We start from the raw sequence: 16,551 nt of genomic DNA on the forward strand, positions 1-16,551 counted from the left end.
ATACAGCGATGCATTGAGCGTACGGTTTGCCCTGGCCATACAAATACGGCCAGGAGCCGGTGGAGTCCCCAGCGAAGCCGGTTAGGTGTCCCGATGGGTGTCCCCCAGAGCCGGTCGGGGCACCGTTTCCACCCCGCCGCGAGAAACCCCAGGTCAGCGGCTAGCTCTACCGGTAGTTGATGAACTGCAGATCGAGATCGAGGTCCGATCCCTTGAGCAGTGAGATCACGGACTGCAGGTCGTCGCGGCTCTTGGACTGCACGCGCAGCTCGTCGCCCTGGATCTGACTCTTCACGCCCTTGGGGCCCTCATCGCGGATGATCTTGTTGATCTTCTTCGCGTTCTCCGACGAGATGCCGTCCTTGAGTGTCGAGACGATGCGGAACTCCTTGCCGCTCGCGAAGGGTTCGCCCGACTCGAGGCTCTTGAGCGAGATGCCTCGCTTGATGAGCTTGGACTGGAAGACGTCGAGAACGGCCTTCGCGCGCTCCTCGGTGCCGGCGATGATCAGGATCTGCTCGCCGCTCCAGGCGATCGACGAGCCGGTGCCCTTGAAGTCGTAGCGCTGCTCGATCTCCTTGCGCGCCTGGTTCAGGGCGTTCTCGGCCTCCTGGTGATCCACTTTCGAGACGATGTCAAAGGAACTGTCAGCCATAAGCAAAGTGTATCGACACCGTCGTTTTCACGCTCGCTTGGAAGCGCTTCCATCGCACGTCACGCGGCTTTTCGCGGTTACAGCTTGATATCGAAGGCTCATTGCATTGCGATTCTCAGCGATCTCGTTGCATACTGTAAGCGCTTGCAGTCCTGCAGGCCACCAGCACTTCAGAGAGGCACACACCAATGAAGGTGAACAAGAGGGGCATCGTCGCCGCCGGCGTCATCGCCATCGTTTCGACTCTTACACTTGCCGGTTGCTCGACCGCGACCGATGGCGGTGACTCGGCCGAGGGCGAGAGCAGCGGAACGCTGACCGTCTGGGTCGACGCCGAGCGTGTCGACGCGCTGCAGAGCGCCGCCGACTCGTACGAGGAGAAGACCGGGGTCAAGGTCGAACTCGTGGGCAAGTCCGTCGACGACATGAAGGATGACTTCATCCAGCAGGTGCCGACCGGCAAGGGCCCCGACGTCGTCATGGGCGCGCACGACTGGCTCGGCGAGCTGTCGACCAACGGCGTCGTCGCTCCGCTCGAGCTCGGCGACTCTTCCGCCGACTACCTGCCCGTCGCCCTCCAGGCCGCGACCTACGACGGCACCGTCTACATGCTTCCCTACGCCGTCGAGAACATCGCCGTGCTGCGCAACGCCGACATGGTCCCCGCCGCCGCGACGAGCTTCGACGACATGGTCTCGAAGGGCACCTTCGTGGTCGAGCAGGGCACCGAGGGCAACCCGTACCACCTGTACCCGTTCCAGACGGCGTTCGGTGCCCCGGTCTTCGGCACCGACGACTCGGGCAGCTACGACTCCGCCGACCTCCAGCTCGGCAGCGAGGGCGGCACCGCATTCGCCGACTGGCTCGCCGCTCAGGGTGCAGCGGGCACGCTGAACACCGACATCGACGGTGAGATCGCCAAGCAGCAGTTCCTCGACGGCACCGCGGCCTTCTGGCTGACCGGCCCGTGGAACGTCGGCGCGGCAACCGACGCGGGCATCAACGTCGCGATCGACCCGGTCCCGAGCCCCACGGGCGAGACCGCTTCGCCGTTCGCCGGCGTCAAGGGCTTCTTCGTGAGCTCCGAGTCGAAGAACAAGGTCGCTGCGAACGACTTCCTCGTGAACTACATCGGCACCGAAGAGGTGCAGCTCGAGCTGTTCAAGGCCGGCAACGTCCTGCCCGCGCTCACGGCCGCCGCTGACTCCGCCGCATCCGACCCGATCATCGCCGGCTTCCAGGCCGTCGGTGAGGACGCGGTGCCGATGCCGGCCATCCCGGCCATGGGCTCGGTCTGGGAGTTCTGGGGCGTCGCAGAGGCTGCCATCATCAACGGCTCGGACCCGGCGACGACGTGGCAGAAGCTCGTCGACGACGTGACCGCAGCAATCAAGTAAGACACCCAGCACCATCCCTGCCGGGGCGGACATCGTCCGCCCCGGCAGCTCGACGACGGGGACGAGATGACAGAACTCGCTGAGCCCACGGCTCCACTGAACAAGCGCCAGCGCCAGGCGGCGAAGATCGCCGAGGCCGCGTCCGGGCCCATCGGCTGGATGCTGCTGAAGATCCTGCTGCTGGCGATCGTCGACGCCATCGCGCTGTACGCGGCGTTCGTCCTCTTCGGCCAGCAGGAATGGCTGGTGCTCGGCCTGGTCGTGGCCGTCACCGTCCTCGTCAACTACATCTACTTCTCGCGCAAGCGAATCCCCGCGAAGTACCTGACCCCCGGCATCATCTTCCTGATCATCTTCCAGGTGTTCACGCTGCTGTACACGGGGTACATCGGCTTCACGAACTACGGCACCGGGCACAACGGCACGAAGGACCAGGCGATCTCGTCTCTCCTCGCTTCCGCCCAGGAGCGCGTCGAGGACTCCGCGACCTATCCCGTCACGGTCGTCGAGCAGTTCGGCACCTACGGCCTGCTCGTGACCGACCCCGAGTCGGGTGACGCGCTGCTCGGCACCGCCGAGCAGCCCCTGCAAGAGGTCGACGCCGAGTTCGAGGGCGATCAGGCCGTGGCCGTCGACGGCTGGACGACGCTGCCGCTGGCGAAGGTGTTCACCCTGTCGGAAGAGCTCGAGAAGCTCTCGGTGCCGTTCAGCGACGACCCCAACGACGGCAGCCTGCGCGCGCCCGACGGTCAGAAGGGCTACCTGTACGTCTCGACGCTCGAGTACGACGCAGAGGCCGACACCATCACCGACACGACGACCGGCGCCGTGTACTCCGACACGGGTCAGGGGTCGTTCATCGCCGAGGACGGCACTGAGCTGCTGCCCGGCTGGCAGACCACCGTCGGGTTCGACAACTTCGTGCGTGCGGTGACCGACGAGAACATCCGCGGTCCGCTCATCTCGGTGACGATCTGGACCTTCGTGTTCGCCCTGCTCTCCGTCGCGACCACGTTCTTCCTCGGACTGCTGCTCGCGCTGGTCTTCAACAACACGCGGATGCGGTTCCGCAACGGCTACCGGATCATCCTGATCCTCCCCTACGCGTTCCCGGCGTTCCTGTCGGCCCTCGTCTGGGCGGGCATGATGAACGAGAGCTTCGGATTCATCAATCAGGTGATCTTCGGGGGAGCTGACATCCCGTGGCTCACCGACCCGAATCTCGCGAAGGTGTCGGTGCTCCTGGTCAATCTCTGGCTGGGCTTCCCCTACATGTTCCTCGTCTGCATGGGTGCCCTGCAGGGCATCCCCGAAGACGTCAACGAGGCCGCAGTGATGGACGGTGCGAACCCGTGGCAGGTCTTCCGCCGCATCAAGCTGCCGCTCCTGCTCGTGACGGTCGCCCCGCTGCTGATCTCGTCCTTCGCGTTCAACTTCAACAACTTCAACCTGATCTACATGCTGACCAAGGGCGGTCCGCGGTTCGAGGACGTCAGCATCCCGGTCGGGCACACAGACATCCTGATCTCGATGGTCTACAAGGTGGCGTTCACGGGGCAGTCCCGCGACTACGGTCTCGCCTCCGCGTTCACCATCCTGATCTTCATCGTGGTCGCGACGATCTCGATCATCAGCTTCCGCAAGACCAAGGCCCTCGAGGAGCTGAACTGACATGAGCACCACGGACACCGGCACCGCCCGCCCCGTCGCGGTCGCGCAGAACCTCACGCCTCGCCGCCGCAGCTTCGGCGCGTGGTTCGCAGACACCGGATGGCGCCATGTGATCGCCATCATCGTGAGCGCCTTCGCGCTCTTCCCGCTGCTGTATGTCGTCTCGGCGTCGCTCAACCCGAAGGGCACGCTGACCGGCTCGAATCAGCTGTTCTCGGCGTTCGGGTTCGACAGCTACGTGCGCATCCTCAGCGATCCGCAGAATCCCTACGGGCTGTGGTTCCTCAACACGCTGGTCATCGCCGTGGTCACCGGCGCGGTGACCGTCTTCATCGGTGCGCTGGCCGCATATGCCTTCTCGCGCATGCGATTCGCCGGTCGTCGCATCGGCCTCGTGACGATCGTGGTCGTGCAGATGTTCCCGCAGCTGCTCGCCGTGGTGGCGATCTTCCTGCTGATGTCGACGCTGGGGGACTGGTTCCCCGCCATCGGCCTGAACACGCACACGGGCCTGATCCTCGTGTACCTCGGCGGCGCGCTGGGCGTGAACACCTATCTGATGTACGGCTTCTTCAACACCCTCCCTATGGAGCTCGACGAGGCCGCCCGCATCGACGGAGCCGGTCACGCCCGCATCTTCTTCACGATGATCCTGCCTCTGGTCGCGCCGATCCTCGCGGTGGTCGCGCTGCTGTCGTTCATCGGCACGGTCAACGAGTACGTGATCGCGAGCGTCATGCTCGTCGACGTCGACCAGCAGACCCTGGTCGTCGGGCTGACGAAGCTCGTCGCGAACCCGCGCTACGCCGACTGGTCGGCGTTCTCGGCCGGCGCCGTGATGGCCGCGATCCCGGTGATGATCCTGTTCCTGTTCCTGCAGCGGTACATCGTCGGCGGGCTGACGGCCGGCGCGACGAAGGGCTGATCGGCGGTCATGGTCGGGTCGTTCCCGGCGTTGCGATCACGGGCGCGGCACCGACGGTCGTAGCGTGATGGCATGACGCGTGTCGCGGGACGGAACGTGGTGATCAGCTGGATCGCCGCAGTGCTGTGCATCGGGGTGGTGGGCACCCTGATCTGGTTCTCGATGCCGATCGTGCCGGTCGTCGCCTCATTCGTCGGCGACATGCTCCGCTCCACTCTTCGGTAGCGGTGCCGTCACGCCCCGTCCGGAGAGAAAGTCGCGCGATCACGGGCTCGGCGACACGTCGGCACGCCTCCGTCGGGGCGCGGGCGGGCGGCGGTAACCTCGCAGAGCACACTTCCGATGAGAGGCGCACCCATGAGTGACCCCGAGGTTCCCCAGCCCGAGCGGCCGAAAGACGTCAACGACGTCGTCGACAGCGCGAACGCTGGCCTCGACGCCGCCGCCGCAGCGGGTGCTGGCGTGCATGGCACGCCCGCAGACCCCACGCACGAGACGTCGGCTCCGGCACCGACCCAGCCCGCCGTCGACCCCGATGTCGCCGCGTTCGAGGCGGCCGAGAACGACCACCCCGGCACCTTCGCGACGCCGGAGCTCAACGACCCGAAGTACCTCGATGACGCAGACGACACGACGAAGTCGTGGAACACGGATGCCGACACGACGAAGTCGTGGAACACGGATGCCGACGCGACCGCCGCATACACGCCGCCGGCCGCGCACGAGCAGTCGGCACTGGCCGGAGCCGCGTACGCGTCGGCCGACCACACCGAGACCCGGGTCGTCCCCTCCGAGCCCGCAGCCGCCGAGCCGGTCGTCGTTCCGATCCAGCAGCAGCCGATCTTCGTCCAGGCTCCCGAGCCGCCCCGCGAACGCGGCAATCGCGGCACCGCGGGCGCGATCGGTCTGCTCGCGACGATCGCCTTCGCGATCCTCTACCTGGGTGCGACGCTCGGCCTCCGTGCCGTCGCGGGTGACATCACCGGCGAGAACATCGGCGAGGCTGCCCTTGCTCCTCTGATGACCTGGGGCTACTGGGTTCCGGTCGTCGGCTTCTTCTTCGGCTTCTGGCTGCTCGGGGCCTTCATCAACCGCGGACGCTGGGGACTCTGGGTGATCTTCGGCATCATCGTCGGTCTGATCGCCTACGGCGGGCACATCCTCGGGGCTCTCTTCGAGGCGCCCTTCTGGTTGCTCACGGCTCGGGAGGGCAGCGAGCTCGTCGGAGCGCAGCTGTTCCACCCGCTCGCCATCGCCGCCTTCGTGTTCGCCCGCGAGCTGACCATCTGGTTCGGCGCGTGGGTCGCCCGCAGCGGGGCGCGTAAGACCGAGCTCAACGCCGAAGCGCAGCGCGAGTACGAGCGCACGCTCGAGGCCGGCCCGACGCTGGCGCGGTAATCACGAACATGTCATCGCCGAACCCCCGTGGACCCGAGTCCGCGGGGGTTTCGGCTGTCCTGGCGCTGGTGCTGGCCATCATCAGCTTCTTCGCTCTCGCGGTGTTCGGTCTCGGTGCGGTGAGCATCGCGACCGACAGTGACATCATCGCCGTCCGCGGTCTCGGTCCGCTGCCCGGTGCGTTCGGGATGCTGGCGGCAGTGGTGGCGTTCGGGCTGACGCTGTGGTCGTCGCTGCGGCGGAGGCCGCTGTCGTACGCTTCGGCACTGGCGGTCGCCCTGGCCACCGCGCTCACGCATCTGGCCGTCGTCTGGATCGGCGTCGCCGCCGCCAGCGGCGACCTCATCGTCGCGACGGTCGTCGCGGGGGATCTCGTCCGTGGGGGAGCGAGCGCGGTGCTCCTCGTCGCCGCGGCGATCGCCGCCTGGGGCGGCATCGCGCTGCGGCGCACGCGCGCTCAGCATCCGCAGTGGCCCTGGGAGCGCGAAGACGACGAGTGACGCCCCGCCGTGACGCGGAAATCTCTGCGTCGGCGGCGGCCGCGCCGTACGCTCTAAGTGTGGAGCGCTCGTTGGAGACGCAGGTCGACCAGGCCGTCGAGGCCTGGTTGCGCTGGGTGCCGCGCTGGGAGCCGGCAACCCATCGCGGTCGGGTCGCGCCCTGCCGACGCTGTCTGGGGTCCCCGATCCTGTCTGCGGCGGGTATCGGCTCGAACACGCCGCACGGTGTGCAGCACGGACTCTCGACGCGCATCAAGACGATCGTCGACCACGCGGTGGCCGAATACACCGCCAGGAACCTGCCGATGCTGCAGCGCGAACTCGATCAGCAGGCGGCGCGCAACCGGGCGCGCAGCTACCGTCCGGCTGACGGTCTGGATCCCGAGTTCGACGGGCTGCCGCTCGACCCCGAGCCGATTCCGGGCGCCCCGTTCCTCTTCACCATCGCCGGCATGGCCGACGAGGCCGTCGCGGATCTGCCGCCCCTGCCCCCTCTGAGCGACGAGGCGAAGGTCGCGCTGCGGCAGGAGGTGGCACTCGCCGACGAGTACGCGAACATGGTCGGCCGCGAGATCTGCGGCATCCTGCTGCGCCACCGCCTCTACATCCAGGCTGCCATCTCTCAGCACGTCGAGCCGCAGATCGAGGCGCTGCTGGCCGAACTCACCGACTCGCTCGACTCCCCGTTCGACGCGGATCAGTCGTAACCCTCGCGGGCGATCCCGCTCCGGCCGCACCTGCTCGTCGAGGACTCCGCCTGCGGATTCGCTGAGAGCTGCGAGTCCCGCTGGTGCTGGCCCACGCCCCGTGGGTATCGTTTTTCGATAGATACCCATTGGCGATCGATAGGGCAACCATGCATCCTCGTGTCACTCGCGTTCTCAAGGCGCTGATCATCGTTCTGCTCGCACTCCTGCTGGCGAGTCAGACACTGGTCATCCCCGAGGTGGCCAGGATCACGGCCGTCCGCAATCCGGACGTCGCCTGGCTCGAGGTTCCGGGCATCATCGGCGCCGTGCTCTTCCTGGCCCTGGTCCAGGTGACGCTCGTGTGCATCTGGTTCCTGCTCTCGCTCGTGCAGGACGATCGGATCTTCCGTGTCGAGGCGTTCCGATACGTCGACATCATCCTCGGCGCCCTCATCGCGGCCGGGGTGGTCATCCTCGCGGCGTACCTGGTCATCGTCGCAAGCCGTTCCGTGTCACTGTCTCTCTCGCTGCTCGCGGTGCTGGGCATCGTGGTCAGCGCGGCGCTCGCGCTGCTCGTCGTCGTGCTGCGGGGTCTGCTGCGCAAGGCCCTCGAACTCGAGCAGGACATGTCGGAGGTCGTCTGATGCCGATAGTCATCGACCTCGACGTGCAGCTCGCGATCAAGAAGATGAGCGTGCAGGACTTCGCCGATGCGATCGGCATCACTCCGGCCAACGTCGCCGTGCTCAAGAACGGTCGGGCCAAGGCGGTGCGTTTCACGACTCTCGAGGCGATCTGCCGCGTGCTCGAATGCCAGCCCGGCGACATACTGCGCTGGGTTCCCGATTCCGAGGAGCAGTGATGACCACCACGCAGGCCTCGGGGGCAGAGGCGCCGTCGATCACCTGGGGCGAAGCCGTCGCCCGACATCTGCTCGACGGAACGACCTGCCCGGTGTGCCAGTGGACGCTGGACGGCGGATGCTGTGCGCGATGCGGTTCCGACCTTCGTGGCCCGATCGGCATCGACATCTGGAAGGCATCGCTCGCGGCTGCCGTCGCGATCCGCGCTCGCGACGAGACTCTCCGTCGCGTCCCGACCGTTCATGCGGCCGTCGCCACCACCCAGGTGCCCGTCTCCGTGGTCGACACGCCGCCTTCCGGGGTGGCGGCGGGGCCGCCCCCGCCGCCGGCTGCAGCCGGAGCTTCGCGTCCAGGTGCATCGCCGCAGCCGCAGAGCAGCGCGACCGTGCAGTCGGTGCTGGCGACGGCCGGGGCCGGACTGTTCGCCGTCGCAGCGATCGTCTTCACGTACTTCAACCCCGACCTCGCCGATCGCGCTCTGCGCAGCGTGATCGTGGGGCTGATCACACTGCTGTTCCTCGGCGGAGCCTGGCTGCTGTCCCGACGCGGTCTGCGCTTCTCCGCCGAAGCGGTCGGCGGCCTCGGTCTCGTGTTCGCCGGCCTCGACGTGCACGCGGTCGCCCAGCTCGCGGCGCCGCAGATCGACCCGTGGGGCACCGCGGCGGTTGCCACCGCGGTCGCCGCGCTCGTGGTGCTCGGCGCGGGCAGTCGTTTCGGCATCCGGATCTGGCAGTGGGCTGCGGTGGTCGCGCTGTCTGTCGCCCCGGCGATGCTCGGTGCCGCTGGCGGCACAGCACTCTCCGGTGCCGTCGGCGCGATCGGTGTCGCGTTCGCGGGCGCGGCGATCGTCGAGTGGCTCAGGCTGCCCCGGGTCGAGCGCACAACTCTCGTCGCGGTGCAGCTGATCGCCGCCGTGAGCGCCCTTCTGCTGCTGTTGCGCATCGAAGGCGACGACATGACGACGAGGCTGTTGACGGCGAGCGGGCTGCTGCTCCTCATCGCCGTGCACGCCGTGATCGCCGCACGGCGGATGCTCCGACCGCTGTGGTCGTATGCCGCGGGAGCGACAGGCTCGGCCGCGCTGGTGCTCGCCGTCTACGGCGTCCCCGGCATCCGCGAGCTCGAAATGTCGTGGCAGTTCGCGATCGCCCCGGCCGCGGCATCCGTCGCCCTGGTGCTGGTGGGCGTGCTGGTTCCGCTGCCGTCTCGTGTGCCGCGCGCCTACACGGTGGCCGGTGCGTTGACCGTGCTCGCGGTGCCGTCGGCCCTCCTGCTGATGCTCGCCGGACTCACCGGCGGCATGACCGTGATCGCGTTCGTCCGAGAGATTCCCGCACTGGGCGGCGGAGGTGTCGCGGGGTGGGGAGGCCCGATCGGACTCGCCGCGGTCGGCGGCGGCCTGGCCGCCTTCGGCGCGCTCGCCCGCGAACGCGAAGGCGCGCGCTTGTTCGCTGTTCCCGCGTCACGACTCGCGCTCGCCTTCGCCGCCATCGCGGTGCTCGTGCTCGGGTGCGGCGGCCTCCTGGTGCTGCCGGCGTCGATCGCCGTGCTGATCGGGATGGTTCTGGCGATCGCCGCGATGATCCGGTGGATGCCGCAGCGGATGGGCAAGGGCGTGCGTCCGATCCTGCTCGTCGCCGCTCATCTCGCTCTCGTCTCGGCAGTGATGGTGGCCTGGCAGGAGGCGTCGATCGTCCCGGCAGCGGGACTGGCTACCCTTCTCGCCGTCGCTGCCCTCGCCGCGGTGCGTCCTGCGCGCTGGCGTTTCCTCTACGTCGGCGCAGGCTTCGCCTACGGTCTCGTCCTGGTCGCGACGGCCCTCGCAGAAGGCGGCGTCGACGGCATCGCACAGCTGTGCCTCACCGCATCCTCGGGTCTCGTGGTCGCCATCGCGGCCACCTATCTGACCGTGATCGGCGCCCGCTCATGGCAGGCGATCCTGGTCGTCTCGGCGGTGCCGTTCGGCATCGGGGTGCTGCAGGTCGTCATCGAGCGCAGCGGCTGGACGGCGCTGTCGACCGGTCTGATGTTCGTGCTGGCGATGACGCTGCTGCTCACCCGTCGGCCGGGGCTCACACTGCCGGTGCGCACGATGGCAGCCGGGATGCTGGTGCCGACGCTCGCCGTGGTCGTCGTCTGCCTCGGTGCGCAGCTCTTGGCATCGAGCGGGTCTCCGATCGTCCTGCCGATCGTGGCAGTAGTTGTCGCGCTCGCCCTCGCCTCCTCGTCGCTCGTGAGGGATGTACTCATCGGCAGGGGGCATTCCGCGCGCACGGTCAACGCCGCTCGGGTCGCGATCGAAGCCTCGGCGCTGCTCACCGGGGTGATCGCGACGGCGCTCGCACTCGGACGCGAGGCAGCGGGGCTCGGCACGGCCCTCCTCGTGCTGCTGGTCATCGGCGTCGGGGCCGTGGTCGCGGCGCTCGTCGCCGCCCGCCGCTATGCATGGGCGGTCGCCGGGGCCGCCTTCACGGGCGCCCTGTGGTGCACCTGGGGCATCGCGGGGGTCGACGTGCTCGAGGCCTACCTGCTGCCGCCGACCCTCGGGGCGGCACTCATCGGCCTGCTCCTCACGCTCCGCGGTCGCCGCTCGACGGCGTTGTTCTCCGCCGGACTCCTCATCGCCGTCGCCCCGCTCCTGGCGGGCGTCGCCGTCGCCGGGTCGGATGCCGATCAGCCCGCCGTCGCGTGGCGGGTCGGTGGACTCCTCGCCGCGTCGTGGGCCCTGGTGATCTCCGAGATGCTTCTGGGCAGGGTGCGAGCAGGGTCGCGCCTGCACCGCCTCGGTGCTCTGCGCATCCCGATCCTCGCGACCGCGGCACTCGCAGCGACCGCAGGGCCGCTTCAGGGCATCCGCATCGGGCTGGGCTGGGACCTGCCCTCGGTGCACGGTCTGGCGCTCTTCCTCTGCTGCTTCGGGGTGAGTGCCGCTGGTGCCGCCGCACTCATGCTCGCCGGCCGCGGAATCAGACGCGCGGCTTCCGACCGTTCGGTGCTGCGCACCACGAGATGGCTCGACGCACCCGCCGCGCTCGCCCTCGCGGTGGGCACCTGGTTCGCGATCGAGCGAGACTGGTTCTCGGTCTGGCCGATGTGGATGCTGATGCTCGGCTACCTCGTGGCGACCGTCGTCGTCGCGCACCGCGTGACTCGGCGTGAGACCACGGCCCCGCCGGTGTGGTTCCTCTTCGCGATCGCGTTCGCGACCGCCGTCGTGGCGTGGAGTCCGCGAGATCTGCGCGTCGAATGGTTCTCGCTGCCGCTGGGGGCGTTCCTCCTGCTCGCAGGCGCGATCGCCCTGCGGCGACAGCCGTCGCAGCCCGGCAGCGCGCGCCCTACGATCGACAGCTGGCCGGGCCGCTGGACCGGTTCGTGGGCGCTGCTCGCACCGGGAATCGTCACGATGATGATCGCGTCGATCGTCTCGACCTTCACCGACCCCCTGACCTGGCGGGCGATCCTCGTGATGATGCTCGCGCTGATCGCGATCCTCGTGGGGTCTCGCGAGCGGCTCGCCGCCCCGTTCCTGCTCGGTCTCGTCGTGCTGCCGATCGAGAACGTGTTCGTGTTCGCGGTGCAGATCGGACGGGGCGTGGAGTCGATGCCGTGGTGGATCACGCTCGCGGTGATGGGTGCGGTGCTGCTGATCATCGCGGTCACCGCAGAACGCCGAACGGGGGAGGGGAGCGGCGTGGCCGCGCGGGTGCGAGACCTGCGCTGAGCAGGGCTGAACCGGGGCCCCCATTTGACCGCCAGGTTACGCGGCATTACACTTGATCAGGTGTGTGCACGTCTCGACGTGCGCGCTGGGCGTCGGCACCATGCCGGTCCGCCCCCACGGCATACCCACCACACAAAAGGCTCGTCGATTCCGGCGTGCCGGTGGGTCATGAGGTGAAACCCATCACGCTGTCACCGTGCAGCACTATGAGGAGAGAACGTGCCAACCATTCAGCAGTTGGTTCGCAAGGGTCGCTCGCCGAAGGTCACCAAGACCAAGACGCCTGCCCTGAAGTCGAACCCGCAGCAGGCCGGGGTCTGCACCCGCGTCTACACCACCACCCCGAAGAAGCCGAACTCGGCGATGCGCAAGGTCGCTCGTGTGAAGCTCCGCAACGGCTCCGAGGTCACCGCCTACATCCCGGGTGAGGGTCACAACCTCCAGGAGCACTCGCTGGTGCTCGTCCGCGGCGGTCGTGTCAAGGACCTCCCCGGTGTTCGCTACAAGATCGTCCGTGGCGCCCTGGACACCCAGGCCGTCAAGAACCGTAAGCAGGCTCGCAGCCTCTACGGCGCAAAGAAGGGCTGAGTCCAATGCCTCGTAAGGGTCCCGCCCCGAAGCGTCCCGTCGTCAACGACCCGGTATACGGCGCTCCCATCGTCAGCCAGCTTGTCAACAAGATCCTGGTCGACGGCAAGAAGTCGCTCGCCGAGTCGATCGTCTACAACGCCCTCAAGGGCGTCGAGGCGAAGAACGGTCAGGATGCCGTCGCCACTCTGAAGAAGGCGCTCGACAACGTGCGCCCCACTCTCGAGGTCAAGAGCCGCCGCGTCGGTGGCTCGACCTACCAGGTTCCGATCGAAGTCAAGCCGCACCGCGCGAACACCCTCGCGCTGCGCTGGCTCGTCAGCTACGCCAAGGGTCGTCGTGAGAAGACGATGACCGAGCGTCTCCAGAACGAGATCCTCGACGCGTCGAACGGTCTCGGTGCCGCGGTCAAGCGCCGCGAGGACACGCACAAGATGGCCGAGTCGAACCGCGCGTTCGCTCACTACCGCTGGTAAACAGCTTCGCCTGCCCCCGGCCACACGCCGGGGGCAGGCACCCCCTCTTCGCAGTACGACTGCCAAAAAGATAAGGACACTCCTGTGGCACAAGACGTGCTCACCGACCTGAGCAAGGTTCGGAACATCGGCATCATGGCTCACATCGATGCCGGCAAGACCACCACCACCGAGCGCATCCTGTTCTACACGGGCGTCAACCACAAGCTCGGCGAGACCCACGACGGTGCCTCGACCACCGACTGGATGGAGCAGGAGAAGGAGCGCGGCATCACGATCACGTCTGCCGCCGTGACCTGCTACTGGAACAAGAACCAGATCAACATCATCGACACCCCCGGTCACGTGGACTTCACGGTCGAGGTGGAGCGCTCGCTCCGCGTCCTCGACGGTGCTGTCGCAGTGTTCGACGGCAAGGAGGGCGTCGAGCCCCAGTCCGAGACCGTGTGGCGTCAGGCCGACAAGTACAACGTCCCCCGCATCTGCTTCGTCAACAAGATGGACAAGCTCGGCGCGGACTTCTACTTCACCGTCGACACCATCATCAACCGCCTCGGCGCCAAGCCGCTGGTCATCCAGCTGCCCATCGGCGCAGAGAACGACTTCATCGGCGTCGTCGACCTCGTCGAGATGCGCGCACTCGTCTGGGCCGGTGACTCCAAGGGTGACGTCACCATGGGCGCCTCCTACGAGATCCAGGAGATCCCGGCCGACCTCAAGGACAAGGCAGACGAGTACCGTCAGCAGCTCCTCGAGACCGTCGCCGAGACCGACGACGCTCTGCTCGAGAAGTTCTTCGGTGGCGAAGAGCTGACCGTCGCCGAGATCAAGGGCGCGATCCGCAAGCTCACCGTGGCTTCCGAGATCTACCCGGTCCTCTGCGGTTCGGCGTTCAAGAACCGTGGCGTGCAGCCGATGCTCGATGCAGTCGTCGACTACCTCCCGAACCCGCTCGACGTGGGCTCGATCGAGGCGCACGACCCCAAGGACTACGACACGATCATCGAGCGTCACCCCGACGCGAAGGACCCGTTCGCGGCTCTCGCGTTCAAGGTCGCGGTGCACCCGTTCTTCGGTCGTCTGACCTACGTCCGCGTCTACTCGGGCCAGCTCGACTCCGGCGCAGCGGTCATCAACTCGACCAAGGGCAAGAAGGAGCGCATCGGGAAGATCTTCCAGATGCACGCCAACAAAGAGATCCCCGTCCCCTCGGTCACCGCGGGCAACATCTACGCCGTCATCGGTCTGAAGGACACCACCACCGGTGACACCCTCACCGACCCGGCAGCGCCCGTCGTGCTCGAGTCGATGACGTTCCCCGAGCCCGTCATCGAGGTCGCCATCGAGCCGAAGACCAAGGCCGACCAGGAGAAGCTGGGTGTCGCCATCCAGAAGCTCGCTGAAGAGGACCCGACCTTCCGCACGGAGCTCAACCCCGAGACCGGTCAGACGACCATCAAGGGCATGGGCGAGCTGCACCTCGACATCCTCGTCGACCGCATGAAGCGCGAGTTCAACGTCGAGGCCAACGTCGGCAAGCCGCAGGTGGCGTACCGCGAGACGATCCGCAAGGGCGTCGAGAAGTACGACTACACGCACAAGAAGCAGACCGGTGGATCGGGTCAGTTCGCGAAGATCCAGTTCAACATCGAGCCGCTCAGCCTCGATGACGAGAAGACGTACGAATTCGTCAACTCCGTCACCGGTGGTCGCATCCCGCGTGAGTACATCGGCTCGATCGATGCCGGCTTCCAGGACGCCATGAACGTCGGCGTGCTCGCCGGCTACCCGATCGTCGGCGTCAAGGCGACGATCGTCGATGGTGCGGCTCACGACGTCGACTCTTCGGAGATGGCGTTCAAGATCGCCGGTTCGATGGGTATGAAGGAAGCCCTTCGTCGGGCGAGCCCGGCGCTCCTCGAGCCGCTGATGGCTGTCGAGGTGCGTACTCCTGAGGAGTACATGGGCGACGTCATCGGTGACCTGAACTCGCGTCGCGGCCAGATCCAGTCGATGGAAGACGCCGCAGGCGTCAAGGTCGTCCGTGCACACGTCCCGCTGTCCGAGATGTTCGGCTACATCGGCGACCTGCGCTCGAAGACCTCGGGTCGCGCCGTCTACTCGATGGAGTTCAACAGCTACGCTGAGGTTCCCCGCGCTGTGGCCGACGAGATCGTCCAGAAGCACCAGGGCGGCGAGTAACACTTTCCTGGGAGCCGGGTTCCGGCTCGGCTCCCAGGTCACCTACAACTTCACATTCCCTCTCTACTAAACTGAGATTCACACCCGTAGAGAACCGGTCGCAAACCAGTGCCCGGCACCCTCTACATGACGTCCTGAGGAGGACCCAGTGGCTAAGGCCAAGTTCGAGCGGACCAAGCCGCACGTCAACATCGGAACCATCGGTCACGTTGACCACGGCAAGACCACGCTCTCCGCAGCGATCTCGAAGGTGCTTGCTGACAAGTTCCCGTCTGACACCAACGTGCAGCGCGACTTCGCTTCCATCGACTCGGCGCCGGAAGAGCGCCAGCGTGGAATCACCATCAACATCTCGCACATCGAGTACGAGACCCCGAAGCGCCACTACGCGCACGTTGACGCCCCCGGCCACGCCGACTACGTCAAGAACATGATCACCGGTGCTGCTCAGATGGACGGCGCGATCCTCGTGGTCGCCGCCACCGACGGCCCGATGGCTCAGACGCGTGAGCACGTGCTGCTCGCCAAGCAGGTCGGCGTGCCGTACCTGCTCGTCGCCCTGAACAAGGCCGACATGGTCGACGACGAGGAGATCCTGGAGCTCGTCGAGCTCGAGGTCTCCGAGCTGCTCGCTTCGCAGGGCTTCGCCGAGGACGCTCCTGTCGTTCGCGTCTCCGCTCTGAAGGCACTCGAGGGTGACGAGAAGTGGACCCAGTCCATCCTCGACCTCATGGAGGCCGTCGACGAGCACGTTCCGGACCCGGTGCGCGACAAGGACAAGCCGTTCCTGATGCCCGTCGAGGACGTCTTCACGATCACCGGTCGTGGAACCGTCGTCACCGGCCGCGCCGAGCGTGGCACGCTGGCCATCAACTCCGAGGTCGAGATCGTCGGACTCCGTCCGACCGTCAAGACCACGGTCACGGGTATCGAGATGTTCCACAAGCAGCTCGACGAGGCATGGGCCGGCGAGAACTGTGGTCTCCTGCTCCGTGGCACGAAGCGTGAGGACGTCGAGCGCGGTCAGGTCATCGTCAAGCCGGGTTCGGTCACGCCGCACACCGACTTCGCCGGTACCGCGTACATCCTTTCCAAGGATGAGGGTGGGCGTCACAACCCGTTCTACACGAACTACCGCCCGCAGTTCTACTTCCGCACCACCGACGTCACCGGCGTCATCACGCTGCCTGAGGGCACCGAGATGGTCATGCCCGGCGACACCACTGACGTGACGGTCGAGCTGATCCAGCCGATCGCCATGGAAGAGGGCCTCGGCTTCGCCATCCGTGAGGGTGGACGCACCGTCGGCGCCGGTACGGTCACGAAGATCATCAAGTAAGCATCTGCTTTCTCGCACAGGGGTCGGACCTTCGGGTCCGGCCCCTTTGTCGTACCCCCGTGCGGGCGTGCGGTTGTCAGTGACTTCGCGGCCTGACGTCACTCGCGATGGATAGCATGGCCCGAGC

15 protein-coding genes are annotated in these 16,551 nt (G+C 67.0%); 14 read left to right on the top strand and 1 reads right to left on the bottom strand.

Translation table 11 applies throughout. From position 1 onward, the window contains the following. Window positions 1-166: 166 nt before the first annotated feature. Complete coding sequence (locus RQG82_RS09075) at window positions 167-655, bottom strand: YajQ family cyclic di-GMP-binding protein (protein ID WP_311258765.1); 489 nt, start codon at window positions 653-655, stop codon at window positions 167-169. Window positions 656-843: 188 nt separating this feature from the next. Between RQG82_RS09075 and RQG82_RS09080 the strand changes: the two genes are divergently transcribed. From RQG82_RS09080 to tuf, 14 genes are all read left to right on the top strand, one after another. Beyond that, window positions 844-2,052: a maltose ABC transporter substrate-binding protein gene (locus RQG82_RS09080; RefSeq protein ID WP_311258766.1), complete on the top strand. Its 1,209-nt coding sequence runs from the start codon at window positions 844-846 to the stop codon at window positions 2,050-2,052. Window positions 2,053-2,118: 66 nt separating this feature from the next. Next, entirely contained in the window at window positions 2,119-3,723 is a 1,605-nt protein-coding gene (locus RQG82_RS09085) for an ABC transporter permease subunit (protein ID WP_311258767.1), read from the top strand. Window position 3,724: 1 nt separating this feature from the next. Continuing rightward, window positions 3,725-4,648 carry a sugar ABC transporter permease gene (locus tag RQG82_RS09090; RefSeq protein WP_311258768.1) on the top strand — a complete coding sequence of 308 codons (924 nt, stop codon included), beginning with the start codon at window positions 3,725-3,727 and terminating at the stop codon, window positions 4,646-4,648. A 72-nt stretch (window positions 4,649-4,720) separates the two neighbouring features. Continuing rightward, window positions 4,721-4,873, top strand: a complete 153-nt coding sequence (locus tag RQG82_RS09095; RefSeq protein ID WP_311258769.1) for a hypothetical protein — start codon at window positions 4,721-4,723, stop codon at window positions 4,871-4,873. 132 nt (window positions 4,874-5,005) lie between these two features. Continuing rightward, entirely contained in the window at window positions 5,006-6,046 is a 1,041-nt protein-coding gene (locus RQG82_RS09100) for an ABC transporter (protein ID WP_311258770.1), read from the top strand. 8 nt (window positions 6,047-6,054) lie between these two features. Next, window positions 6,055-6,546 carry a hypothetical protein gene (locus RQG82_RS09105; protein ID WP_311258771.1) on the top strand — a complete coding sequence of 164 codons (492 nt, stop codon included), beginning with the start codon at window positions 6,055-6,057 and terminating at the stop codon, window positions 6,544-6,546. A gap of 59 nt (window positions 6,547-6,605) precedes the next feature. Then, a complete protein-coding gene (locus RQG82_RS09110; protein WP_311258772.1) occupies window positions 6,606-7,253 on the top strand; it encodes a spermidine/putrescine ABC transporter substrate-binding protein in 648 nt (215 codons plus the stop codon). 149 nt (window positions 7,254-7,402) lie between these two features. Then, window positions 7,403-7,879 (top strand): DUF2975 domain-containing protein, encoded by a 477-nt coding sequence (locus RQG82_RS09115; protein ID WP_311258773.1) that lies wholly within the window; start codon window positions 7,403-7,405, stop codon window positions 7,877-7,879. Continuing rightward, entirely contained in the window at window positions 7,879-8,097 is a 219-nt protein-coding gene (locus RQG82_RS09120) for a helix-turn-helix transcriptional regulator (protein WP_140037917.1), read from the top strand. Before RQG82_RS09115 ends, RQG82_RS09120 begins: the two co-directional genes overlap by 1 nt. Further along, window positions 8,097-11,819: an SCO7613 C-terminal domain-containing membrane protein gene (locus tag RQG82_RS09125; protein WP_311258774.1), complete on the top strand. Its 3,723-nt coding sequence runs from the start codon at window positions 8,097-8,099 to the stop codon at window positions 11,817-11,819. The genes RQG82_RS09120 and RQG82_RS09125 overlap by 1 nt, the downstream gene beginning before the upstream one ends. A gap of 219 nt (window positions 11,820-12,038) precedes the next feature. Then, window positions 12,039-12,407: a 30S ribosomal protein S12 gene (gene rpsL / locus RQG82_RS09130; RefSeq protein WP_311258775.1), complete on the top strand. Its 369-nt coding sequence runs from the start codon at window positions 12,039-12,041 to the stop codon at window positions 12,405-12,407. Between the two features lie 5 nt (window positions 12,408-12,412). After that, complete coding sequence (gene rpsG, locus RQG82_RS09135) at window positions 12,413-12,883, top strand: 30S ribosomal protein S7 (RefSeq protein WP_215169391.1); 471 nt, start codon at window positions 12,413-12,415, stop codon at window positions 12,881-12,883. An 84-nt stretch (window positions 12,884-12,967) separates the two neighbouring features. Further along, a complete protein-coding gene (gene fusA, locus RQG82_RS09140; RefSeq protein WP_311258776.1) occupies window positions 12,968-15,085 on the top strand; it encodes an elongation factor G in 2,118 nt (705 codons plus the stop codon). 148 nt (window positions 15,086-15,233) lie between these two features. Next, window positions 15,234-16,424: an elongation factor Tu gene (gene tuf / locus RQG82_RS09145; protein WP_046013402.1), complete on the top strand. Its 1,191-nt coding sequence runs from the start codon at window positions 15,234-15,236 to the stop codon at window positions 16,422-16,424. The last annotated feature ends 127 nt before the right edge of the window (window positions 16,425-16,551 follow it).

Origin of the sequence: Microbacterium sp. WCS2018Hpa-9, from assembly GCF_031843745.1 — a bacterium.
Taxonomy (GTDB): domain Bacteria; phylum Actinomycetota; class Actinomycetes; order Actinomycetales; family Microbacteriaceae; genus Microbacterium.

Excerpts from the sequence above, each read along its gene's own strand:
- RQG82_RS09075 (WP_311258765.1), bottom strand. The coding sequence starts at position 655 with ATGGCTGACAGTTCCTTTGACATCGTCTCGAAAGTGGATCACCAGGAG.
- RQG82_RS09080 (WP_311258766.1), top strand. The coding sequence starts at position 844 with ATGAAGGTGAACAAGAGGGGCATCGTCGCCGCCGGCGTCATCGCCATC.
- RQG82_RS09085 (WP_311258767.1), top strand. The coding sequence starts at position 2,119 with ATGACAGAACTCGCTGAGCCCACGGCTCCACTGAACAAGCGCCAGCGC.
- RQG82_RS09090 (WP_311258768.1), top strand. The coding sequence starts at position 3,725 with ATGAGCACCACGGACACCGGCACCGCCCGCCCCGTCGCGGTCGCGCAG.
- RQG82_RS09095 (WP_311258769.1), top strand. The coding sequence starts at position 4,721 with ATGACGCGTGTCGCGGGACGGAACGTGGTGATCAGCTGGATCGCCGCA.
- RQG82_RS09100 (WP_311258770.1), top strand. The coding sequence starts at position 5,006 with ATGAGTGACCCCGAGGTTCCCCAGCCCGAGCGGCCGAAAGACGTCAAC.
- RQG82_RS09105 (WP_311258771.1), top strand. The coding sequence starts at position 6,055 with ATGTCATCGCCGAACCCCCGTGGACCCGAGTCCGCGGGGGTTTCGGCT.
- RQG82_RS09115 (WP_311258773.1), top strand. The coding sequence starts at position 7,403 with ATGCATCCTCGTGTCACTCGCGTTCTCAAGGCGCTGATCATCGTTCTG.
- RQG82_RS09120 (WP_140037917.1), top strand. The coding sequence starts at position 7,879 with ATGCCGATAGTCATCGACCTCGACGTGCAGCTCGCGATCAAGAAGATG.
- RQG82_RS09125 (WP_311258774.1), top strand. The coding sequence starts at position 8,097 with ATGACCACCACGCAGGCCTCGGGGGCAGAGGCGCCGTCGATCACCTGG.
- rpsG (WP_215169391.1), top strand. The coding sequence starts at position 12,413 with ATGCCTCGTAAGGGTCCCGCCCCGAAGCGTCCCGTCGTCAACGACCCG.